Annotated in this window: 21 protein-coding genes; 10 read left to right on the plus strand and 11 right to left on the minus strand. The window is 44.1% G+C overall.

What is annotated here, in order from left to right; all coding sequences use genetic code 11:
* Nucleotides 1–4: 4 nt before the first annotated feature.
* From NI461_RS04390 to NI461_RS04400, 3 genes are all read left to right on the plus strand, one after another.
* Nucleotides 5–1,240: a lipoprotein-releasing ABC transporter permease subunit gene (locus NI461_RS04390; protein ID WP_253156643.1), complete on the plus strand. Its 1,236-nt coding sequence runs from the start codon at nt 5–7 to the stop codon at nt 1,238–1,240.
* Complete coding sequence (lolD, locus tag NI461_RS04395) at nt 1,233–1,916, plus strand: lipoprotein-releasing ABC transporter ATP-binding protein LolD (RefSeq protein WP_151203511.1); 684 nt, start codon at nt 1,233–1,235, stop codon at nt 1,914–1,916. The genes NI461_RS04390 and lolD overlap by 8 nt, the downstream gene beginning before the upstream one ends.
* An 84-nt stretch (nt 1,917–2,000) precedes the next feature.
* Nucleotides 2,001–4,448 (plus strand): DNA internalization-related competence protein ComEC/Rec2, encoded by a 2,448-nt coding sequence (locus tag NI461_RS04400; RefSeq protein ID WP_253156645.1) that lies wholly within the window; start codon nt 2,001–2,003, stop codon nt 4,446–4,448.
* A gap of 8 nt (nt 4,449–4,456) precedes the next feature.
* On the opposite strand, the gene NI461_RS04405 is transcribed toward NI461_RS04400, so the two are convergent.
* Entirely contained in the window at nt 4,457–5,425 is a 969-nt protein-coding gene (locus NI461_RS04405) for a lysophospholipid acyltransferase family protein (RefSeq protein WP_151205896.1), read from the minus strand.
* A 125-nt stretch (nt 5,426–5,550) separates the two neighbouring features.
* Between NI461_RS04405 and sppA the strand changes: the two genes are divergently transcribed.
* Together sppA and NI461_RS04415 are read left to right on the plus strand one after the other, a co-directional pair.
* A complete protein-coding gene (gene sppA, locus NI461_RS04410; RefSeq protein ID WP_253156647.1) occupies nt 5,551–6,573 on the plus strand; it encodes a signal peptide peptidase SppA in 1,023 nt (340 codons plus the stop codon).
* Complete coding sequence (locus NI461_RS04415; protein ID WP_151205897.1) at nt 6,570–7,364, plus strand: alpha/beta hydrolase; 795 nt, start codon at nt 6,570–6,572, stop codon at nt 7,362–7,364. Before sppA ends, NI461_RS04415 begins: the two co-directional genes overlap by 4 nt.
* A gap of 83 nt (nt 7,365–7,447) precedes the next feature.
* Here the strand turns inward: NI461_RS04415 and purN are convergent, their stop codons facing one another.
* Together purN and purM are read right to left on the minus strand one after the other, a co-directional pair.
* A complete protein-coding gene (gene purN, locus NI461_RS04420; RefSeq protein WP_253156649.1) occupies nt 7,448–8,077 on the minus strand; it encodes a phosphoribosylglycinamide formyltransferase in 630 nt (209 codons plus the stop codon).
* 7 nt (nt 8,078–8,084) lie between these two features.
* Nucleotides 8,085–9,155, minus strand: coding sequence for a phosphoribosylformylglycinamidine cyclo-ligase (purM, locus tag NI461_RS04425; protein WP_151203523.1), 1,071 nt, complete (start codon nt 9,153–9,155; stop codon nt 8,085–8,087).
* A 135-nt stretch (nt 9,156–9,290) separates the two neighbouring features.
* On the opposite strand from purM, the gene cxpE reads away from it, so the two are divergent.
* The 4 genes from cxpE to NI461_RS04445 all read left to right on the plus strand — a co-directional run bounded on the left by cxpE (nt 9,291) and on the right by NI461_RS04445 (nt 15,597).
* Nucleotides 9,291–10,511, plus strand: a complete 1,221-nt coding sequence (gene cxpE / locus NI461_RS04430; protein ID WP_253156651.1) for a chloramphenicol efflux transporter CxpE — start codon at nt 9,291–9,293, stop codon at nt 10,509–10,511.
* A 15-nt stretch (nt 10,512–10,526) separates the two neighbouring features.
* Nucleotides 10,527–11,231: a DnaA regulatory inactivator Hda gene (gene hda / locus NI461_RS04435; protein WP_151205901.1), complete on the plus strand. Its 705-nt coding sequence runs from the start codon at nt 10,527–10,529 to the stop codon at nt 11,229–11,231.
* A gap of 121 nt (nt 11,232–11,352) precedes the next feature.
* Nucleotides 11,353–13,152, plus strand: a complete 1,800-nt coding sequence (gene rbtA / locus NI461_RS04440; protein WP_253156653.1) for a rhombotarget A — start codon at nt 11,353–11,355, stop codon at nt 13,150–13,152.
* A gap of 9 nt (nt 13,153–13,161) precedes the next feature.
* A complete protein-coding gene (locus NI461_RS04445) occupies nt 13,162–15,597 on the plus strand; it encodes a CSLREA domain-containing protein (protein ID WP_253156655.1) in 2,436 nt (811 codons plus the stop codon).
* Nucleotides 15,598–15,634: 37 nt separating this feature from the next.
* On the opposite strand, the gene NI461_RS04450 is transcribed toward NI461_RS04445, so the two are convergent.
* From NI461_RS04450 to NI461_RS04470, 5 genes are all read right to left on the minus strand, one after another.
* Nucleotides 15,635–16,042, minus strand: a complete 408-nt coding sequence (locus tag NI461_RS04450; protein WP_151203533.1) for a DUF3106 domain-containing protein — start codon at nt 16,040–16,042, stop codon at nt 15,635–15,637.
* Complete coding sequence (locus NI461_RS04455) at nt 16,032–16,349, minus strand: hypothetical protein (protein WP_151205905.1); 318 nt, start codon at nt 16,347–16,349, stop codon at nt 16,032–16,034. The genes NI461_RS04450 and NI461_RS04455 overlap by 11 nt, the downstream gene beginning before the upstream one ends.
* Nucleotides 16,346–16,960 carry an RNA polymerase sigma factor gene (locus NI461_RS04460; RefSeq protein ID WP_253156656.1) on the minus strand — a complete coding sequence of 205 codons (615 nt, stop codon included), beginning with the start codon at nt 16,958–16,960 and terminating at the stop codon, nt 16,346–16,348. The genes NI461_RS04455 and NI461_RS04460 overlap by 4 nt, the downstream gene beginning before the upstream one ends.
* 165 nt (nt 16,961–17,125) lie before the next feature.
* Complete coding sequence (locus NI461_RS04465) at nt 17,126–17,902, minus strand: RNA methyltransferase (protein ID WP_151203539.1); 777 nt, start codon at nt 17,900–17,902, stop codon at nt 17,126–17,128.
* A gap of 49 nt (nt 17,903–17,951) precedes the next feature.
* Entirely contained in the window at nt 17,952–18,926 is a 975-nt protein-coding gene (locus NI461_RS04470; RefSeq protein WP_253156658.1) for a class 1 fructose-bisphosphatase, read from the minus strand.
* 184 nt (nt 18,927–19,110) lie between these two features.
* Between NI461_RS04470 and NI461_RS04475 the strand changes: the two genes are divergently transcribed.
* Nucleotides 19,111–19,290 carry an NF038105 family protein gene (locus tag NI461_RS04475; RefSeq protein ID WP_151203547.1) on the plus strand — a complete coding sequence of 60 codons (180 nt, stop codon included), beginning with the start codon at nt 19,111–19,113 and terminating at the stop codon, nt 19,288–19,290.
* A 77-nt stretch (nt 19,291–19,367) separates the two neighbouring features.
* Here the strand turns inward: NI461_RS04475 and pal are convergent, their stop codons facing one another.
* The 3 genes from pal to tolA form a co-directional block, all read right to left on the minus strand.
* Nucleotides 19,368–19,940, minus strand: a complete 573-nt coding sequence (gene pal / locus NI461_RS04480; RefSeq protein ID WP_253156660.1) for a peptidoglycan-associated lipoprotein Pal — start codon at nt 19,938–19,940, stop codon at nt 19,368–19,370.
* 54 nt (nt 19,941–19,994) lie between these two features.
* Entirely contained in the window at nt 19,995–21,278 is a 1,284-nt protein-coding gene (gene tolB, locus NI461_RS04485; RefSeq protein WP_253156666.1) for a Tol-Pal system beta propeller repeat protein TolB, read from the minus strand.
* Between the two features lie 205 nt (nt 21,279–21,483).
* On the minus strand, nt 21,484–22,211 hold a 728-nt coding region (gene tolA, locus NI461_RS04490; RefSeq protein WP_253156662.1), incomplete at its 5' end, for a cell envelope integrity protein TolA.

Here is a 22,211-nt window from a genome sequence, read left to right on the forward strand (position 1 = left end):
TGGTATGTTCAAACCAATCTCGCTGTATATAGGGTTGAAATATACTCGCGCACGGCGTAGTAACCACTTTATTTCTTTTATTGCACTGGTCTCAATGATCGGTCTCACACTCGGTGTAGCCGTCCTCATTACAGTGTTATCTGTGATGAATGGTTTTGATCGCGAGCTAAAAAACCGTGTCTTGGGAATGATACCTCAAGCAACTGTTTCTTCAACACAAATCTTAACAAATTGGCCTGAACTTGCAAACAAAATTGAACAGCATGAGCATGTTCAGGGGGTAGCACCATTTACCCAGTTACAAGGGATGCTGACCGCTCAGGGACAGGTCGCCGGAATTATGGTGACCGGGATTGAACCAGAATATGAAAAGAAGGTTTCGATCATTCAAAACCATATGGTTGAGGGCAGTATTGATCAGCTGAAAAAGGGTGAATTCGGGATTGTTTTAGGTAAGCAGATGGCCGATGCCATGGGGGTTGGCCTGAATGACAACATTACCCTGGTTTTACCTGAAGCCACACCTTCGCCGGCAGGAGTGGTGCCACGCTTTAAGCGTTTCAAGGTGGTTGGCCTTTTTAGTATTGGTGCCGAAGTAGACTCGATGATGGGCTATATCGCCCTGAATGATGCCTCGACCTTACTGCGTTTGCCAGATGGCGCGCAGGGGATACGCATGAAGCTGGATGATATTTTCGTTGCTCCGCAAGTATCGCAGGAAATTGCACGTGATTTGCCAGCTAATTTCTATGCCTCTGACTGGACCTATACCCACGGCAATCTATTCAGCGCGATCCAGATGGAAAAAGCCATGGTCAGTTTGCTTCTCTTTCTGATCGTTCTGGTGGCAGCTTTTAATATTGTGTCATCGCTGGTCATGGTGGTGACTGACAAGAAATCAGACATTGCGATTTTGCGGACCTTAGGTGCTTCACCTGCCACAATTACCAAAATCTTTATGGTGCAAGGTACCGTGATTGGAGTCATTGGTACGTGTGCTGGGGCAATTCTGGGCATTATTAGTGCGACCAGTATCAGCAGTTTTATTGGCTGGTTAAATACTGCATTCGGTTTAAATATGTTTGATGCTTACTTTATTAACTATTTACCTTCTTATCTGCGCTGGCAAGATGTGGTTGTAATTGTCGGTCTGTCACTGGCGCTAAGCTTTGTTGCTACCATTTATCCGGCTTTGCGAGCAGCGAAAATTCAACCGGCAGAGGCATTGCGCTATGAGTAATCTGATTTTAGATGCCCAGAGTATTCAGAAGTCTTTTACAGATGGAAAATCGACTGTTGAAGTAATTAAGGGAATTTCATTGCAGGTCCAAGCTGGTGAATTTGTGTCAATTGTTGGCTCCAGTGGCTCCGGTAAAAGTACCTTATTGCATGTGCTGGGCGGGCTTGATCGCCCGACAGCCGGGCAGGTGATGGTCAATGGTCGCCGCTTTGATAATCTGTCCGAGGCAGAGCGCGGCTATATGCGAAATGAACATCTGGGCTTTGTTTACCAGTTTCATCATCTTCTTCCAGAGTTTACTGCATTGGAAAATGTGGCCATGCCCTTGATGCTACGCAAAGGAACCAGCTTTAAGGAAGCCAAACAGCAGGCTGAATATCTGCTGGAACGTGTCGGACTGTCTCATCGCCTGACGCATCAGCCTGGGGAGCTGTCAGGCGGGGAGCGCCAGCGTGTAGCATTGGCACGGGCTGTGGTGACTAAACCCAAGCTGCTGATGGCCGATGAACCGACTGGCAACCTAGATCGTAAAACAGCGGAAAAAATATTTGAACTGCTGACAGAGCTGCGTCGTGAATTTAATATGGCGATGCTGATCGTTACCCATGATGAACAGCTGGCACATGCAGCAGACCGAATTTTACATATGCAGGATGGTCTGTGGCTGGAGAACTAAATTACAAGAAAAATCTTCTTTAATTGAAGCCCACTCCGGTGGGCTTTATGATGGCCTGAAAATAATAACAAGATAGAATAATTCATGTTGCAGTGGCTGTGTGTGGGCTGGATTGCAGGTCTGGCCTTTATGGGAAAAAATATTCTGAATATTCAGCTGAGTACTTCACTCATTATGCTGATTGCGGCATTTTGCTACCTGGGCTGCTCTATATTTAACTCGCTTTTGAATACACCGCTACGACGCTTTGTTATCGTGTGCCTGATGAGTATCATCGGCATGATGTTGGGGCAGGGCTATGCCAATCAGCAGCTTAGTCAGCGCCTCCTGAATGTTGAGCATAAAGTTCAGCAGAAAAAAGTTGTGGTCTATATCAAAAACCTGAATAAGCTGGGAAGCAGCTCGATTCAGCAGCCTTTAGAAGTACTGATAACGCAAGGCGACGCTATAAAATGGATGGGGTTTTTAGCGCCATCTTCTCTAAAGAAAGCTGTGGATACTCAGAACACTCATGGCTCTACGCTTGAGTTGGGGCGTTATTATCTGTTGCAGGGAGAAGTTCGACCCACCCACAGTTATGCAACACCGGGAGCTTTTGATGCAGAAAAGTGGGCTTTAGAGCAGAATGTGATGGCTGGTTTTCGGATCCAGAATATTCAGCAACTCGATCCTGCTGCTGTGTATGCACTGGGTTATGGCAGGCATCTTCGGCAACAAAAAACATTCCAATCGCGCTTTTTACTCTGGGTGGAAAAGCAGCGACTGCAATTAAGAGTATTTATCCTTAGACAGCCTGTGCAAAATAAAGGCTTGTTACTGGCCTTGTTAACGGGCGATGAAAGTTTACTGGAATCCGCCACACAAGAGCAGTTCCGGCGTTTTGGGATGAGTCACCTATTGGCTATCTCTGGCCCGCATGTGCTGATTTTTGCCTTGATGTGCTGTTCAGCTTTGCAGTGGATGGTGTCAAGATATTCACCTCGGCTTTATTTGCGTTGGCCGCGTCAGTATTTTTTAAGTGTGCCTTTCCTGCTTTGTGTTTTACTTTATTGTGCCTTTGTGGGCTTTGAAGTGCCCGCAATGCGAACCATGCTGATCTGTGTGCTTGGAATCATCACGATGATCTTGAGACAGCAAGTCCAAGCTTTAAAACTGCTGATTTTAAGTGCGGCCTTATTACTCTTATTTGACCCTTTCAGTATTTTATCGGCCGCGTTTTGGCTGTCTTATGGCGCCTGTTTTGTCTTGCTCAGGATTTACCAGACGATTCAGCAACAACCGCGTGAACTCCAGCCCAGTACCTGGCAGCGCCTGTCTCTGGCAGGCAAAGTGCTGGTGGAATCTCAATGGAAGATTTTTCTGGCCTTATTCCCTTTAATGATGCTGTTCTTTAAGCAGCTTGCCTGGATTACTCCCTTTAGTAATCTTGTCGCCATTCCGTGGATTGGCCTGTTGATTGTTCCTCTGGATATTCTGGCTGCGGTAGTGTTTTTTATTGCAGAGCCATTTTCAAGCGTGCTGTTTCAACTGAATGATCTTCTCTTACAAATACTGCTGGCCTTTTTGAATGTACTGGATTACTGGTTCAAGCCGCAGCTCATTCCATTCGCCATGAATATCTGGATGATCGGCCTAGTGATATTGGCCCTTCTGATTGTCTTTATGCCAAGAGGTGTGTTACCCAAATCCTGGGCTGCCTTAAGTTGTGTACCGCTTTGCATTCCACAGTTTTATGCTGCACCTTTTCAATTATCGATACTTGATGTGGGGCAAGGGCAGGCGATTTTCATCCGGAATGGTCAGCACAGTATGATGGTGGATATGGGCGGATATTATGATGAAGAAAAATTTAGTGTGGGCCGGCAAATTATTATGCCTTTTTTATCGGTGCAAGGCGTAGCTCAGCTTGATCAACTGATATTGACCCATCTGGACCAGGATCATAGCGGAGCGTATTACAGTATTAAAAATCAGCTTAAAGTCAAAGAAGTTTATGCCAACGAGACCCTTAAGGGTGATCAGTCTGTCCCATTTCAGTATTGCCATGCAGGTATGCAATGGCAATGGAGACAGCAAGTTAAGTTCACTGTTCTATCTCCTCCAATTCAGCATCTTTCACAAGCTGGTGTAAATAAAAATGAAAATTCATGCGTATTACATATCGAAATACAGGGTGGGACACCGTATCAAAATTTCTTGCTCATGGGTGATGCGGGATGGCAAACAGAATTCTATCTGCTGCAGCATTATCCGGCGCTTAAAGTGGATGTGCTTGTGTTGGGACATCATGGAAGCAAGCATAGTTCAGCCTATGAATTTCTGAAACATTACCAGCCTAAACTTGCGATTGCTTCTGCGGGGCGTTTTAATCGTTATGGGCATCCCAGTCGTATGACCCAAGCTCGATTGGACGCCCTGGAGATTCCTCTGATTACGACTATTGAAAAAGGCACAATTGAATTTTCAAAACAGGAGCAGAATATGTTAGTACACGCCTACCGTGACAAATTTTCCTGGCTTAAGCGGAATTAAACCCAGATTTAAATAGGTGCAATAAATTTATTTTGTTGTTGAGCTGCTGTTCTGATCTGCTGGACTTTGGCCAAGGCTTGTTGATGCTCCATGGTATACAATCCGCGTAATTCTGGATTGGCCTTGAAGCGTTTATAACTCCAGTGATAATGCTCAGGATAGCGCCGTATCAGGTTTTCAAGAGTTTTAAAAATGACTTGTGTCCCATAATTTGCATCATTTTCATAGATCTGCTCGTCCATCGCTTCGATATGCATATCAAAGCCGCCATTGTCATTACGTAAAGCGTATAAAAACAAGGCTTCGGCTTTGGTTTTTTGAATAAGCTTGGCACTTAAATTGCTGGTAGCGAGCGGGATACCAAAATAAGGCAGATATTCCCCCCCGATACTTGGGGTATGATCCGGCAGAATAACAGTCGTCCCTCCTTGTCTAAGTGCCTTAAAGATTTGACGGACACCGGAGTCATTGGTCGGAACCAGATGGGCTTTTTCACGGCTACGTGCCAGATGTACAAAACGATCAACAGCTGGATTTTTAACTGGCTTATACATGATGGTCATTTGGGTATACTGGGCAAAATAGGCATTCATAATTTCCCAAGTCCCAAAATGCGGCACAATTAACACAAGTCCCTTATTTTCAGCTAAAGCCTGCTGAAAGATGTCTTGACCATGAACCTGATGGATGCGGGACAGGTTTTTTTCGTTACTGGAACCCCAAATACTAAAGAACTCAAAATAAGACATCAGTTCATTACGGATGGCTGCGCGGGTAATTTGTTCCCGTTGCTCCTTGGAAAGCTCAGGCAAGCTGACTTCCAGATTTAATCGAATAGTATTGGAAGTTTTTGAAATTTTTAAAATATTGACCAAACCAGCCAGAGCCTGCGCAATCCAACGTGAAAATTGAATCGGCTGACGGCTAACAAACTTTAATACACTATAAGCAATATTCTGCGAGCTTCGTTCAGTCATTGAGTGTTAATAGGTAAAATGAAAGAAAATAAAATTTATTATAGGCGAAAACGTTTTGTTTAGACAGAATTACCTCATTCAGTGTATATAATGGGTTCAAGATAAATCAATTTATTGGGTTGTTTATGTCCGATTGGCCACCAAAACCTGAAAACCAAATACAACAGTCGCCACAGCCAGTGCAACCCACTGGTCCGGAATGGAAGCTGCTGGAGAAAGCAGTTTTAGCTTCTGTAGAAGAACAGCGCCGTGCCCGTCGCTGGGGAATTTTTTTCAAATTTTTAACTTTTGCTTATCTGCTGATTATTATTTTAGCACTCGGTAAAAGTTGTAGTGTAGCTTCTTCTGAGGCCGGCTCAAGCGCAAGTGTGCATCTTGCAGTGGTCGACATTGTGGGCACGATTGCTGCTGACAAACAGAGTGTAAATAGCAACAATACGATTAAATCACTTAAAAAAGCCTATGAAAATAAACAGAGTAAGGCGGTGGTGCTGAATATTAACTCGCCAGGCGGTTCACCGGTGCAATCGGATGAAATCTGGCAGGAAATCCAGTATCTGAAAAAGCAGCATCCGGAGAAAAAACTGTATGCAGTGATTGGAGATACCGGTGCATCTGGTGCGTATTATATTGCTTCGGCAGCCGATGAAATCATTGTGAATCCATCCAGTCTGGTGGGTTCAATTGGGGTAATTATGCCAAATTATGGCTTAAATGGTCTGTTACATAAAATGGGAGTTGAAGACCGCACCATGACCTCTGGTGAAAATAAAGCCTTGCTCTCCATGACTCAGCCGGTAGATCCTGAACAAAAAGCACATGTACAGGGTGTGCTGGATAATGTGCATAGTCATTTTATTCAGGCGGTAAAACAGGGCCGGGGCGACAAGCTGAAATCAACTGATCCTGCCATATTCTCTGGTTTGTTCTGGACGGGTGAGCAGGCAGTAAAACTCGGTATTGCAGATCGTGTTGGTAGTCTGAACACGTTAAAACGTGAATTGAAAACAGATAAAGCCTTGAACTATACCATCGAATATAGTCCATTTGAGTCAGTGCTTGGCCGTATGGGATCATCAATCGGTGAAGGAATTGCCACTTCGGTTGCCCAGAAACTCCAGTCAGAAAATCATACATCGCTGCAATGAAGCCTTTAATCCATTTTGCGCACGCCAATGGCGTGCCCTCCAAAGTCTATCAAAAGCTGTTCGATGCACTGCAACCGGACTTCGATATTATTTATGTTCAGGCTCTAGGTCCAGATAAACGTTATCCGGTAGACAATCACTGGCGGGGCCTGACTCAGCAAGTGACTGATAGTATTGTACGTCAGGCACATGGCAGGCCAGTGATCGGTTTAGGCCATTCTTTGGGTGCAGTATTGAGTTTTCAGGCAGCCTTAACACGTCCGGAACTGTTTTCTCAAGTGATTATGCTGGATCCACCCTTGATGATGGGGAAAGAAGTATTGGCATTACATGCTGCAAAAATACTGCGTTTAAAGGCGCTGGATCAAATGTCACCGGCTGGTTTATCCAAACGCCGTCGTGATCATTGGGACTCGCGTGAACAGGCGGCTGAGCTACTTCGTCCCAAAGGTTTTTATCGAGATTTTGATGCAGACTGTTTTCAGGCATATATTGATCATGGTCTTAGTACTGATCCAGTGCGGGGCGGTGTAGAGCTTACTATTCCGAAGATGGATGAAGTCGAGATCTTCAGGACCAATCCATCACTTTGGTGGCTGCCTCAGTCTAAACCTCAAGTTCCGGTGAAAGTGCTGGTGGCTGAAAAAGGCCCTTTTCTCGAGCGTCGATTCCCTCAACAGATTGAGAAAAAATTCGGTATTCCCTTTGAGATATTCCCCGGCGGACATATGTTTCCTCTGGAGCAGCCTTTAAAAGTAGCAGAGAAAGTCAGACAGCTCATCCAGGGATAAGCTGGAATAATTTATCAGCTGGTTTTTCTAACAGAATAAATAAAAAACGCCTTCGAAAAGGCATTTTTTATTTATTTGAAATTTTAAAACTTGCAGAATTGAACCGGTTCATGCATCAATTTACCCTGGTAATAGACCCCAGTATCAGCAGGCTGAAGGGTTCCGCTACAGATCCATTCCACCACTTGTGGGTAGATCAGATGTTCCAGCTTATGAACTCGCTCTGCCAAGGTTGTTGCAGTGTCCTGATGACTGACTTTAAGTACACCTTGAGCCAGTGCCTGACCGGCATCTAGCTCGGCAGTCACATAATGCACAGTACAGCCATGCAATACGTCTCCGGTATTTAATACACGTTGATGCGTATGCATACCTTTGTAATACGGTAAGAGAGAAGGGTGAATGTTCAGCATTTTCCCTTCCCAGGCTTTTACAAATTTTTTACTTAAAATTCGCATAAAGCCTGCAAGTACGATCAGGTCCGCATCCCAGTCCAGAAGCTGCTGATGCATAACATCATCAAATGCTTCACGGCTTGGATACTGCTGGTGTTCAATCACCGCAGTTGCAATTTTTGCTTGTTGTGCACGCGTTAAGGCATATGCTTCAGGTTTGTTGGAAAGTACCCCGACAATTTTCCCTGACAGATCTGCATCAATCAGGGCTTGCAGGTTTGATCCATTGCCTGAAACAAGAACAGCGATTTTAATCATCTAGGGCTTAAGCGAAAACTACACGAATTTTTTCGTCAGCGTCTGCAACAGACTCAGCATTTTCGACAATATGACCCATTGCCCATGCTTTTTCGCCGAAGCTATTTAGAAGCTCTATGGTTTGATCTGCAGCAGCTGCATCAACAACCAGTACCATACCAACACCACAGTTGAATGTGCGGTACATTTCAAACTGTTCTACACCACCTTCGCGTTGTAACAGTTTGAACAGCTCTGGCCATTCCCATGACGATTCATTCACTACCGCTTGTGCACCATTTGGCAATACGCGTGGCAGGTTACCTGGTAAACCACCACCGGTAATGTGTGCCATTGCATGCACATCAACGTGTTTTAACAGTTCAAGAATAGATTTTACATAGATACGGGTTGGTTCCATTGCCACATCGGCAAGTGGACGGCCATCTACGATTTGATTCAGATCAACATTTTTTACGTCAAGAATTTTACGAAGCAGAGAGTAACCATTTGAATGGGCGCCTGAAGAAGCCACACCAATCAATACATCACCCGCTTTTACTTTTGAGCCATCAATAATTTTGCTTTGCTCAACCACACCCACACAGAAACCTGCAAGATCGTAATCTTCACCTTCATACATGCCTGGCATTTCAGCAGTTTCACCGCCTACCAATGCACAGCCAGCAAGTTCACAGCCTTTACCGATACCAGTGACGACATTGGCAGCAACATCGACATTCAACTGGCCAGTGGCATAATAATCAAGGAAAAACAGTGGCTCTGCGCCACATACCAGAAGATCGTTTACACACATGGCCACCAGATCTTGACCAATCGTGTCATGACGGTTCAAGTTCAGGGCTAAACGTAATTTTGTACCAACACCATCTGTGCCAGATACGAGAACAGGTTCTTCATAACCTTTAGGGATTTTACAAAGTGCACCAAAGCCGCCTAGACCGCCCATCACTTCAGGACGGGAAGTACGCTTTGCGACAGTTTTGATTCGGTCGACTAACGCGTCGCCCGCTTCAATATCGACACCTGCATCTTTGTAGCTTAAACCAGTGTTTGGGGTAGAAGTTGAGTTGCTCATAATGAAGTCTCCGCATTCGCGGCAGGGATTATAACCCGAATATGCAAAACTCTTATGGTATTTGTGGCTTAAAATGCTATCTTTGTGGAAATATTTTACTTTTTATAATGATTAATAGAGAAAAGGTCAAAATTTATGATAGATCGCACATTGCGTCGCGTGTTTATCCTAGCTGCGATAGCTTTATTGCTGTGGATGTTGTATTTACTGAAACCTGTTGTTATTCCATTTGTTGCGGCATTTTTGATAGCCTATCTGTTAAGTCCGCTGGTCGATAAGTTTCATGATGCCGGACTACCGCGCTGGCTTTCAATCAGTATCGTGTTTATTGGAATTGGTATCCTGGTGACCCTGGCCATTTGGTATCTGATTCCATTAATCTGGCAGCAGCTGATGTATGCACGTGACAACATCCCGGCGATAATTGGATGGATCAATTCAAGCTTTTTACCCTGGTTGTCGAATACCTTTAATATGGTTGAAATGGAAGTCGATACGAACCAGATTTCCACTGTGGTCATGGACTATGTACAGACCCATTATAGTGCAGATAGTATCCAGGCCTTTGTACTGCGTTTGGCCCAATCCGGGATTAACTTTTTACAGATTGGCGGGATGATTGTTCTGATTCCTATTATTGCTTTCTATTTCTTGCTGGATTGGGACCGTATGCTGGAAAGCTTGCGTCGCTTGATCCCGCGTCCTTATGAAAAAAGTACCTTGAAGATCGTATCTGAGTGTCATAATGTTTTGGGTGCTTTTGTCAAAGGACAGTTCCTGGTCATGGTTTTATTAGGAATTGTTTATGCAGTCGGCTTGCAACTGATTGGACTTGAAGTGGGCCTGATTATTGGCATGGTGGCAGGTCTGGCCAGTATTATTCCTTATCTGGGTTTTGCTGTCGGGATCATTGCAGCGGTGGTCGCGACCTTCTTGCAGTTTGGGATTGACTGGTGGCAGCTGGTCTTGGTCGGTGTGGTATTTATGGTGGGGCAGGCCGTAGAGGGGTATGTGCTACAGCCTTTCTTGCTCGGGGATAAAATTGGTTTATCGCCAGTTGCTGTGGTGTTTGCGGTACTGGCAGGCGCACAACTGGCCGGTTTTCTGGGGATGCTGATCGCCTTGCCGGTTGCTGCTGTAATTGTGGTGTTATTGCGACATATACGGGAGTATTATGAGCATACGGATTTTTATGGTTATAAAACCCGGGTGATCAGAGATACTTCGACAGGGTCGATCAGTGTTGAGACTGCAGACGTAGACGTTGATATTGAAATGAAAAAGCCAGAAGCAAAATCACTGCAGGCTGATGAAAAATCCAGTAAGATGGATGCCTCTTTTAATAAAGACTCATAAGGCCATTAATATTATATGCGTCAATTGCAGTTAGATATAGAACCTCAACTCGATGCCCGAATCAGTGATTTTTCGGGTCCGGGCTGGGGGCATGTCATTGATGCCATTCGACAGTTACATGCTGGATTAATTAACCGTTTTTATGTATATGGTGGGGCAGGTACAGGTAAAAGCCATTTACTGTCTGCGATTTGTGATTCTTATCTGGAGATCGGTAAGTCGGCCATTCAAGTTTCTTTATTAGAGCTGCTAGATGCACCCACTGAAGCCATTACCTCTCTGGACCGTTTTGATCTGATTGCGCTGGATGATATTGAAGCCATCAGTGGCGTACCGCATTGGCAACGCGCCGTTTTTCATTTGATTAATTATAATAATGAAGGGGGCGGTCAGCTGGTGTTTTCATCGCGTTTCGCGCCTATTGAATTAAAACTGGAACTACCAGACCTACAGTCTCGTCTGACCCAGGCGGTCAGTGTTCGAGTACCCAATGGTAGTCTGTATGCTGACCGTTATGCGCTGGTCTCTTCGGTTCTGGATCGTCGCGGGATACATCTCGATCCACAAATTTTTGATTATTTACTTAACTACGGATCTCATCAAACCTCGGTATTATTACAGACCCTGGAGCAGATTATCCAGCTATTAAAAGGAGAAAAGTTAAAGGTAAGTCATGCCAATTTAAGACAGATTTATGCATTAATTGACGAATATCGATAAGTTATAAAAAATCTTGAGTAATTACTCAGTCTATGCCAAAGTAAGGCAAAATTATTCGCTGTTGCACGGATTATGCAACTCTAGAAAAAAAACAAATAAATAAAAAACTAAGGAGAAGGTTATGCTCAAGAGGGGCATAGGCGTGGCTTTGCTATGTATAGCAGGGCAGGCATATGGTGCAGATATTGTTGTAACCACTACAGAAGATATTGAAAAAGACGACAAGGAATGTTCCCTTCGAGAAGCCATTGAATATATTAACCGAGAGGCAGGCAAAGAAGGCTACCTGGGATGTGGAGGAGAGAACTCTACAACCACCATTTTATTAAAAGCAAACAACACCTATGTCCTGAATAAGCACATTCCGGTTAAAAAATCCCTAGTCATTCGATCTGTTGCTGAAAATGATGGAAACTGGAGCTCTACCGAGCAGGTGCGGGGCAGGGAAAATGCCCGTATTCAGATGAAAGGTACAGATAACCTGTTTCGGATTGCTAACAATGAAAATTGGATTACTGCTACTTTAAAAGAGCTAGACCTAGAAGGCTGTGGAGCGGCCAGTTGTGCTGAGGAAGGGGGCTTGATCTATAACCAAGGTAGATTAAGCTTGGAGCACAGCCGTTTGTTTAAAGGCGCGGCTATAAAAGGAGGCGCAATTTATAGTGCTGGTCAGTTTGGTGACAATCTGATGAGCAGTGTAATTATCAAAAATAGCCTGATTGAGAATAACAAAGCACAACAAGGGGGCATTCTTTATACAAAGTTGCCATTTTTCTTTATCACGCAAAGTGTACTAAGAGACAATCAAACCTCAAATCTGAGTAGTGCCAATATTTATACAGCTGGTCAGGTCGCTGATCTTGAAACTATTGAGCGAAAAAATGCAGAAATGAGCAGCAGTACGCTACTTAAAAACAGCGGAGTGCTGATTAATGTAGTGGATGGAATGGGACTAAATAACCTGACCATTGTTGATAATGCAGATACAGCCTTACGTTTGGAAGCGCCGCATGCTAAAGCTTATGTAGCCAATAGTATTATCTTGAAAAATGGTGCACAGGATTGTCAGATTACCGCTACAGATAAAACAACTGTTCAAAATAATCTAGTAGGGAGTTGTGGAGCCGGAGAAGCCCGTTATCCAAACCAGATCTGGACTGGAACCCATCTATTTGCAGAAAAAACGAATCAGAGTGAAGGCGTTTGTCAAAATTTCAGAGAAAATACAACAGCAATTTTATGCCCTTATAGCATACCAAAAGACCAGTTCTTAGGGTATATACGGCCGCGTATTTTGTTGAGTCATGCGGTGGTAGAAGACTCGCCTATCGTAAATAAAGGCCTGCCTTCGAATAAGATAGATAGTGAAGTGATTGGCTGTGCAGAAGCTGACCAGCGGAATAATAACCGTTTGATGGATAACCAGTTTTGTGACCGCGGTGCCATTGAAGTGATTGTTCCAACCTCTATGAGTCTGGTCGGCCAGGATTTGCTGAAAGGTGAGGTGGCCAAATTTTCAATACAGCCCTATCTTGGCGATAGTGACCTCTTGCCTAAAGAACAATGCAGCATTTTGGTAGGCCCACCTCCATCAGGACAAAGCTGGCAAGATGGATGTTTGAGAATTGTACAAACCAAAACAGAATCAAAAGGTAAAACCACCATTGATCTGGAAGGGAATGTAACTTATACCCCGGACTCTGGTTGGCATGGCGCAGATATTTTTGAAATTCAGGTCGTGACGTCTTCTACACGCTTTAATAAATCCAAACCTTATCTGGTTTTGAGTACACAGATTGTGCAAGAGCCTAAAAATGAAATGCAAGACAAGTCAGTTAAAACTTCTGGAGGCGCGTGGGGTTTTGGTGGGCTAATTGCTTTGTTGGGATTAATAGGATTACAACGTTCTCTGAAAGATTAAGGAACAATCATGAAAAATTATAAAAAAGGGTTGCTTGCAGTCATGATTTTATCTGCCATGAGTTTGATGGCAGCTGAAGATAAAACTATTTATGTCACCACACTGTTAGATGAAGATGGGGAAAATTCTAAAGCTTGCTCTTTACGTGAAGCGATTAAAACTGCAAAGCTGGATAAGTCTTATGGGGGGTGTAATGTTGGACGTACACTCCGACTGGATGGGAGTGCAGCTGATGTCATTCAGCTTGAGGCAGGTGAATATAAGCTAGACCGTGAATTGATTGTAGAGTCAGCAGTGAAGATTTATGGTAAATCCCCCTATAGCTATAATACAAAAAGCCCGATCACTTTTTTATATCCTACCCGTGAAGCGCTGAAAACCACCATTTCTGGTCAAAGTAAGACACGACTATTTAACACCTTAGAAAGTCAGGTTAGCTTAAATATTCAGAACCTTATATTAAAGGATGGTTATGCGACGAAAAATTCTTATGATCAGGGCAATGGGGGCACATTTTATGTCGCGGGGCCTTTAGGCGTGATTAATAGTGAAATTGTAGGGTCTAAAGCAGAGGCAGAAGGAGGAGCAATTTATGCGACTGCCTTGAATAATGAAAAAAATATCCAGATAGTAGATTCTTTAATTCGCAACAATGTGGCAAATACGTATGGCAGCATCTTGGCCATGGATTGCAGTGGAAATTTAGGCAGTACCCAAACGGGGGTGGATATTATCCGAAGCAGTCTGATTCAAAATGGTTCCAGTCATACAGCGAGTATTCTAGATTTTTGTGGTGCAGCTAAAGTAAATATCCAAAATTCAACCATTGCCCAAAATACCGCCAGTGCCCAAGGCTATATTCTGCGTATGGCCCATCATTTAAGCCGGCCTTTAACCAGTAGCTCAGTGCTCAATGCTTCTAACAATACAATTGTAGAAAACGTAGCAAAATCAGTTTTATATTATGATGATTTGGGAGTAAAAACGCTTAAACACAATGTTTTGGCATTTAATAAAGGTTTATCTTGTGAATATGCATTGAATGCAGGAAGTCCTCCCCCAGCACCAAAAATTTCTTTCACGACAGATTTTAATGCGATAGAGCAAACTGGAGAATCAAGGTGTGTATTGCCAGAGCTGGAGAAAGAAAAGGTCTCAACCAATATTGATGTATCCAATACAACGCTTGAAAAGCTGTTGACGCCCTTTATAGAGCCCTCGATCAATAACCGTTATCTAGGTATGTATTATCCAGTTGATAATCAAACTGATACAGATCTGGTTGATATTGGAGACAAGAATTGTATTGAAAACGATCAGCGCGGGATTGAGCGTGTCGTTGATGCCACTTTGCTTTTCAATCCAGCTGCAAGAAATACCTGTGACATTGGCTCGATTGAAATGCGGCGTTTTACTGCAGCAGATATAGTCGGACTTAAAAATGTATCGTTAACAGAGCTATTGAATTCTTACCAAAAAAATATTGATGATCTTCAATCTATTCTGAATCACAAGGATACTTTGCCAGAAGAGCTTCCAGGTTTAAAAGAAGAATTAAGAGAGTTTGAAGAGCTGCTCAAATATACCAAGCAGCACCAAAAATATCGCGCTATTTATATTGACCCTTTTAAGCTGGCGATGCCACAGGAAAACTTGGAAGCCAAAGAGATTATCATTCAAGCACTTAATGCGCAAAACTATGATGTTGAAGTGAAGTCTTTGGGCGTAGGTGGATTAACAGGTGAGGGGGACTCACTTATGGTAACAGGCCATCCGGAAGATCCGAATTTAAAGTGTGAATGGAAGCCGGATCTTCAACGGATCATCATGTATCGTACTGATGGGAAAGTAACTGATGCTAATGATATGGAATTCTGTAAATACACCTTGAAAGATAAGAAGACAGGAGCGAGTAGCTCGGGAATTTTAAAGGTTACTTTTGCCAATATTCAGCCCATTATCAAGAGTGATGTCTATGCCATTAACCCTGATAAGTATCTTAGCGTAACTGTTAATCCTTTGGAAAATGACAGTGATGATGGGGATGGACCTGCGATTAATAGCAAACCGGCTTTTTATCGGAATAACGACGGGCTAGAAATTCCTATCCGGATTAAAATGCCAGCAGGAGTAAGTGTCAGTGCTGAACGTGAAGGTCCTTGTCCAGGTGATTATCAAGGTGAGAGATGCTATGGCGGCCAACTGACTTTTAAAGTGAAAAATAGTTTAAGTCAGGCAGACTATACGATTATATATAATATATTTGATGCCGATGGGCTGATGTCTGCTGATGCAGAGATTTTACTACGCAATACGCTGAAGAACACCAATAATACTTCTAGTGGTGGCGGCTCTTTCGGTATTTTCGGGCTGCTTGGCTTGGCTTGGTTGGTTTGGTTAGCTATCGCCGCTGGAAAAAATAATCACAACCTTCTGATATATTAAAAGCCTCCATTGGGAGGCTTTTAATATTCTTTAGGTTTCAGTGAGAGCTGGGCTGAGTCAATTGCTGATATTTTTGAATATATTCTTCACGAATGGCCAGACGTTCTTCAGGTTTCGCCTTTTGCATCCGTAAGCCTAACTCTTTACGTTCCTGACTGCTCATCATTTGCCAGGTTTCACGCATTTTCTGTTTTTCAGTCTCAGGAAGCTGAGTAAACCAGTCTAGACGTTGCTGCAAATTAATTTGTTGCTGTTCCGGAATTTCCTTCAAGGCCTGATAGCGTTTAATCAAGGCCAATTGTTCCGAATCAGACAGATCTTCCCAGGTATCATTGACCTGAGTATGCGCGTCCTTGGAAAAAATCCAGAAACGTTCGACCCCTGCAAAACTGGTTTGTAAAAAGCTAAATGCACAGAACGCAATCGCTAATCTTTTAGCTGCCATGGGGAACCTTGTCCTCACCTAAAACCATTAGCATTTCTAAATCTTCCAGCATTTGTGGAGAGAGTTTGGGTACTGAAACAGTTTGGGTTTGTGGCTCATGCTGGGTAGCAATATTCGGTAAAACGATTACACCTGCAATTGCGGCTGCCAGAGCAAAACCAGACATTTTTAGAAATGCAAAACGTGAATGTTTAGATTCCTGAATTTCATCAAGAACATGGTGCATCACCACCGGTTTGTCTTTATGGTGTTGTGCCAGTCCATCAAGTTTGGAAGTTACTTGCTTTAAGAAATCATCTTCTTTCATTCGGATGACCCTCCCAGATATGGATTTAAATGTGCTAAAGAGGCACGCAGTCCTTGAATAGCACGGTGATAATGAGTTTTTACACTTCCTTCACTGCAGTTCATAATTTGTGCCGTGGTATGAGTATCAAAGCCTTCCCAAGCTCTAAGCATAAATGCCTGTTGTTGACGTAACGGTAACTTGGCAATGGCCTCCTGAATTTCTTCAGCAGTAACCGCCTGATCCAAAAACTCGAGTGGGGATGGTGTTGATTCATCTACCAAATGATCGAATTCAATCTCATCGTCATCGAGGCTGACTTTTTTAAAAAAGGAAAATGGCTGGCGCCGACGCGCTTCTTTCCGGCGCCAATCCTGCAACTTGTTGTTAAGGATCGTATAAAACAGGGGATACCATTCTTCAGTGCTTTTTTCAGCATAGGATTTATGCAAGGCAATAAAGGCTTCCTGAACCAGATCCATGGCAATGCCATGCTGATCCTGAGTTGCACTTTCCATCATGACCAAAGCGCGACCAGTCACATCCTGCATGAAATTCTTTAAGCGAGACTCCGCGGTACTCTTTAGAATACTTGCATCTTGTGACTGTAACGGTTTTGGTGCTAAATCCATAGAGATGGAAAACCCTGTCATTGGACACCCACCATTATTCCCAACTTTATATATATAACGCTGGGACTAATGATTTGGTTGACAATAAAACTTATTATTTTTGTAGTGTAATCTATTTTACAAATACACGGGTTGGAATTAAAACAATGTAACCTAAATACTCATTTAGATACGTTGACGGACCATTTCAAAGAAGCAGATTGACCCGGCAATCGCAACATTCAAGGATTCCTGTCCACCCGGTTGCGGAATAGCCACGGCTTCTGCATGTTGCAGGGCATAATCTGATACCCCTTGGCCTTCATTGCCTAGAATCCAGACACAGGCTTTACGCAGATCCTTGCTATATAGGTTGCTAGAACGATGTGAGCTGGTGACATACACTGGAATCTTAAAGTTTTGCAGTACCTCTTCCAGGGCAATATTTTCAAAAGTTTGCAAAGAAAAATGCGCGCCCATACCTGCACGTAGTACACGGGGTGACCAGAGTGAGGCTGAACCTTTGGTGCAAATTACCTGATCAATACCGGCCGCGGCAGCAGAACGTAACAGAGTGCCGACATTGCCCGGGTCCTGCACATTTTCCAGAATCAGGGTGTCTGCCGTGTAGTCCAAGGTCTGACTTGAGCTTGGAATATCTACAATCGCCAGACAAGCCAGAGAAGTACCTAAGGTACTTAAATCTTTATAGAGTGATTCACCAATCACGAATACCACGCCTGAGTATTTTTTTAAAATCGTATCGAAATCAGGATGCTCCAAGGCGTGTTCAGTTGTGAAAATGGAGTTGATTTTTTTATTTTCATGTAACCATGCAAGACACAGGTGCGTACCTTCAAGCACGGTTTGCCCTTGTTTTTTACGATAAGAATTCTGCTCAATTAAACCACGCAGGTGTTTAATTTTAGGATTGTCTTTGGATTCAAGGAAGATGGTTGGCATAGGGAAAAGTCCACGGCAGTCGATCAGATCATCAACTGCCGTTTAAAAATTAATGATGGTAGCTGGTGACAAGCTCAACTTCGTTTTTTGAACCGATAATCACAGGCACGCGCTGATGCAAATCTGTGGGTTCGATTTCGAGAATGCGTACACGGCCCGTTGTTGATGTACCGCCTGCCTGTTCCATCAACATGCTCATTGGATTGGCTTCGTACATTAAACGCAGACGGCCGGCTTTTTTAGGATCTTTCAGGTCGTATGGGTACATGAAAATCCCGCTGCGGCACAGAATACGGTGAATATCACCTACCATACAGGCCACCCAACGCATATTAAAGTCTTTTTCACGTGGGCCAGTTTTGCCCGCGAGCAGTTCATCAATATAACGTTGTACCGGTTTTTCCCAGTGACGCTGATTTGAAGCATTGATTGCATATTCTTGGGTATCAGCTGCAACGTGAATATTTTCAGAAGTCAGTAAAAACTCTTGGCTTTCCGGATCAAAAGTAAAGAATACGGTACCGGTACCCACAGTCAGCGCCATCATGGTGGAAGGACCGTAGAGTACATAACCTGCTGCAACCTGATGTACACCAGCCTGCATGAAATCTTCCGCCTGAGTTACAGCATTTTTTGCAGGCAGAACCGAGAAAATAGTACCTACACACATATTGATGTCGATATTGCTTGAACCATCGAGTGGATCGAACAAGACCAGGTATTGACCATTTTCTTGTGCAGGCGTAAAGGTATCCAGTTCTTCCGAGGCCAGACCGCCGACATGCGGGTGCTGTTGCAAAGCATCAATCAGATAATCATTGGAAATGACATCCAGTTTCTTTTGCTCTTCGCCTTGAACGTTTTCAAGCTGGGCGCTTCCCAATATACCTGCTAAAGCACCTTTTTGCAGAAGTTGATCAATACGCTTACATGTATTCCCAATTGTTTCAATTACTTGTGCAAGCTCAGGTGTGAGGTTCCCGCTTTGTTGTTGTAAAAACTGGGATAAGGTGCGGTATGACATAAGAGAAAAGCTCCAAGACTTAAATCAGGAAAAAATGATCAAAACGATATGCGGCTACATTTTAGATGAGAACGCTTGAAAAGAACAATTAAACTGGGTTATTTGTTGTGATTTTGCCCTTGCAACTCTGCTGGAAAGTGCTATGTTGAAGGCAAAGGAAAAAGTTGTATATAGGAGCACAGAGATGACGGTATTAAAGTTTGATGCGACTCCAACGCCAGGAGAGGCAATTAATCTTGATGAGATTTCCGAAGACAAGATGAAAGAAGCCTGGAAGGATTATGAGGCTAAGCCTGAATATAAAAAATTCAATAAGCATGACATGATTGAATCGATGCAACCTGCTGAGGAAGAGCAGGGATGACCTCATCTTCAAATCTTCATGCAATAAAAAAGCACTCGATTGAGTGCTTTTTTATTGGGCTTAGAGTGTGGTAATGATTATTTCAACAATGGCGGAACGGCTTCGTAATTGATTTCAACACGGCGGTTTTCTTTCCAGGCACTTTCATCATGGCCTGGATTCACCGGCATTTCTTTACCATAGCTGACCGCTTCCAGTTGATTGGTATTGACACCAGTGGTGATCAGGAAGCTTTCAACCGCTTTAGCACGGCGTTCACCCAGTGCCATGTTGTATTCACGTGTACCGCGCTCATCTGTGTGACCGGTTAAAGCTACACGGGAATTAGCATTGGCCATCAGGAACTGGGCATGGGCCTGAAGCGTGCGAATGTCGTCATTGCTGAGTTCGCTACTGTCATAGTTAAAGTGTACAACGCGCTTTGCAAGATAAGCCTTATTCTCAGCCGTCACCCCTTTGGATGATGCGTCAGCCATGTTTTGTGCACCTAATGCTGCATCTTCACTCAAGCCTTGAGTATTGACGGTCGTGCTACCGCTAGTATCCAGGTTGCCGGTCTGTACTTCAGCGGCAGGCTTGCGGCTTGCACAACCCGTCATCACTACGGCTGCTGCAAGTAAAGGAAGCGCAAATAATTTTACTTTGTTCATCTTCATCTCCATGAAGGTTGATTATGGGGTAAAGCATTTTTAAATATTAAACTGTTATTTGGGTGCCCAAGCCGGTTCACGAACTTCACCGGTTTCACTTGGTAAATTCATGCGAAAGCGGCCATCCAAGGTCATGATTGACAGCAGACCACGTGCGCCTTCGCGTGTGGCATAAACCACCATCTGCCCATTTGGCGAGAAGCTTGGCGATTCATCCAGACTGGTTGGGGTCAGGATATTGGTTACACCAGAGTTTATATCCTGTACCGCTACTTTATAATTACTGCCGCTTGGGCGATGTACCAAGGCAAGCTTTTTCCCATCTGCACTTAAAGTTGCGCGAGCATTAAAGGCACCCCGAAAGGTTAAGCGTTTGGTGGTCTGATTGACCAGGTCGTAACGGTAGATCTGTGGAGAACCCCCACGGTCTGATGTAAAGATAAAGGATTTGCCATCTGGTGCATAACGGGCTTCGGTATCAATTGAGCTATCATTGGTCATACGCTGTAACTGGCGTGTTTCCAGATTCATCTGATAGATTTCCGGGTTACCGTGCATGGAGGCAGTAAACAGCATAGTTTTGCCATCTGGCGAGAAGCTTGGCGCGCCGTTTAAGCCACGGAAGCTGGCCAGTTTTTCACGTTGACCTGTAGCCAGTTCCTGTACATAAATAGCAGGGCGCTTGGTCTCAAAAGATACATAAGCAATTTTTTTCGCGTCCGGTGTCCAGGCGGGTGACAAAATCGGATCGCGTGAGGTCAAGATGGTCTTTGGTTGTTCACCGTCGGTATCGGCAATTTGCAGGGTATAACGCTGTTCCGGCGTGGCCGGGTTACGCAGCACATAAGCAATACGGCCGCTAAAGTCGCCTGCAATTCCTGTTAATGCCTGATAAATTGCATCACTGATCATATGCGCTGCCTGGCGGGTACGCGAGGCGGGAACAGTGAGTAATTCATTGAGTAAATATTGTGTTTTTTCAACATCATATAGTTGATACTGGATGCTAAACGAACCATCAGGATTGGTTTTAGATGAACCCGTTACAACATAAGGTACGCCAGCAGATGCCCAAGCTTCTGCATTAGGGGTGTTGAGGGTCGCTGTCGCAGGCAGGTTTTTTGAAGCACTGGTAAATTTTCCAGAACGATTCAGGTCATTTTCTACAATCGGATAAATACTCTGGTCTTGACTAAAAGGCACGATGGCAATTTTAGGCGCTGCTTCAGGGGCTTTGGTAATTTCCAGATGCAGCTGGGCCTGTGACTGGGTCGCCGTCACTGCACCAAGGGCGGTCATAAGGGCAAGGCAGAGTAGGTGTTTGCGAGTCTTTTCCATCATTCGTTATTTACTCAAATCAACGGCGTTATTCTAAGGTGATCGGGCTACATCATCGCATGGATTTATGTGAATAAAACCATGAATTTATCACCAAACTGTTATGCGACTGTGAAAAGCGAATATTTTTCAGTCTATTTTAATTAAAGTCTAACTTAAAAATCCAGCCATCACACCTGTTCTGGAAGATGGCTGGATTTTTTATTTATTGGGCTGTGAAGGTTGAGGTAAAGCTTCGTGCTTCTCGGCGTGCATCTGGATCAGAAGGCATCGGATACGGCGCCGCAGCACGAACTGCAGCTTCTACGCTGGCTTTCATGTCTGCATCACTTGAGTTTACGATGACAGAAACCACACCACCATTATCATTCAAGGTCACACGAGCAGTAGCACGCTGACCTGATGATCCCACTGGGGTATCCCAAGCACGTTTAATTTTATTTTCGAAATCACGTTTTGCAGTAGACGCAATCCGTTTTGATTCTGCTTTTTTCTGAGCAGCTTCTTCAGCCGCCTGTTTGGCTGCTGAAGCCTTGGCATCTGCCTCAGCTTTGGCTTTCGCATCGGCATCCGCTTTACGTTTTGCATCTGCCTCAGCTTTGGCTTTTGCATCGGCATCTGCTTTACGTTTTGCATCCGCGTCAGCTCTGGCTTTTGCATCGGCATCCGCCTTACGTTTTGCCTCCGCTTCGGCTTTTGCCTTTGCAGCAGTATCGGCTTTGGCTTTAGCTGCCGCATCGGCTTTTGCTTTGGCATCAGCATCTGCCTTACGTTTTGCATCCGCCTCAGCTTTACGTTTTGCATCGGCATCTGCCTTACGTTTTGCCTCCGCTTCGGCTTTCGCCTTTGCAGCAGTATCGGCTTTGGCTTTAGCTGCCGCATCGGCTTTTGCTTTGGCATCAGCATCTGCCTTACGTTTTGCATCCGCCTCAG

Origin of the sequence: Acinetobacter sp. S4400-12, from assembly GCF_024129495.1 — a bacterium.
In the GTDB taxonomy this organism is placed as follows: domain Bacteria; phylum Pseudomonadota; class Gammaproteobacteria; order Pseudomonadales; family Moraxellaceae; genus Acinetobacter; species Acinetobacter lwoffii_C.

Bases quoted from the DNA above. Each gene is read 5' to 3' on its own strand.
- rbtA (WP_253156653.1), top strand. From the start codon at position 11,353: ATGCTCAAGAGGGGCATAGGCGTGGCTTTGCTATGTATAGCAGGGCAG.
- NI461_RS04405 (WP_151205896.1), bottom strand. From the start codon at position 5,425: ATGACTGAACGAAGCTCGCAGAATATTGCTTATAGTGTATTAAAGTTT.
- NI461_RS04450 (WP_151203533.1), bottom strand. From the start codon at position 16,042: ATGGCAGCTAAAAGATTAGCGATTGCGTTCTGTGCATTTAGCTTTTTA.
- NI461_RS04475 (WP_151203547.1), top strand. From the start codon at position 19,111: ATGACGGTATTAAAGTTTGATGCGACTCCAACGCCAGGAGAGGCAATT.
- NI461_RS04470 (WP_253156658.1), bottom strand. From the start codon at position 18,926: ATGTCATACCGCACCTTATCCCAGTTTTTACAACAACAAAGCGGGAAC.
- purN (WP_253156649.1), bottom strand. From the start codon at position 8,077: ATGATTAAAATCGCTGTTCTTGTTTCAGGCAATGGATCAAACCTGCAA.
- NI461_RS04455 (WP_151205905.1), bottom strand. From the start codon at position 16,349: ATGAAAGAAGATGATTTCTTAAAGCAAGTAACTTCCAAACTTGATGGA.
- NI461_RS04415 (WP_151205897.1), top strand. From the start codon at position 6,570: ATGAAGCCTTTAATCCATTTTGCGCACGCCAATGGCGTGCCCTCCAAA.
- purM (WP_151203523.1), bottom strand. From the start codon at position 9,155: ATGAGCAACTCAACTTCTACCCCAAACACTGGTTTAAGCTACAAAGAT.
- NI461_RS04390 (WP_253156643.1), top strand. From the start codon at position 5: ATGTTCAAACCAATCTCGCTGTATATAGGGTTGAAATATACTCGCGCA.
- NI461_RS04445 (WP_253156655.1), top strand. From the start codon at position 13,162: ATGAAAAATTATAAAAAAGGGTTGCTTGCAGTCATGATTTTATCTGCC.
- hda (WP_151205901.1), top strand. From the start codon at position 10,527: ATGCGTCAATTGCAGTTAGATATAGAACCTCAACTCGATGCCCGAATC.
- sppA (WP_253156647.1), top strand. From the start codon at position 5,551: ATGTCCGATTGGCCACCAAAACCTGAAAACCAAATACAACAGTCGCCA.
- NI461_RS04460 (WP_253156656.1), bottom strand. From the start codon at position 16,960: ATGGATTTAGCACCAAAACCGTTACAGTCACAAGATGCAAGTATTCTA.
- lolD (WP_151203511.1), top strand. From the start codon at position 1,233: ATGAGTAATCTGATTTTAGATGCCCAGAGTATTCAGAAGTCTTTTACA.
- NI461_RS04400 (WP_253156645.1), top strand. From the start codon at position 2,001: ATGTTGCAGTGGCTGTGTGTGGGCTGGATTGCAGGTCTGGCCTTTATG.
- NI461_RS04465 (WP_151203539.1), bottom strand. From the start codon at position 17,902: ATGCCAACCATCTTCCTTGAATCCAAAGACAATCCTAAAATTAAACAC.
- cxpE (WP_253156651.1), top strand. From the start codon at position 9,291: ATGATAGATCGCACATTGCGTCGCGTGTTTATCCTAGCTGCGATAGCT.
- pal (WP_253156660.1), bottom strand. From the start codon at position 19,940: ATGAACAAAGTAAAATTATTTGCGCTTCCTTTACTTGCAGCAGCCGTA.
- tolB (WP_253156666.1), bottom strand. From the start codon at position 21,278: ATGGAAAAGACTCGCAAACACCTACTCTGCCTTGCCCTTATGACCGCC.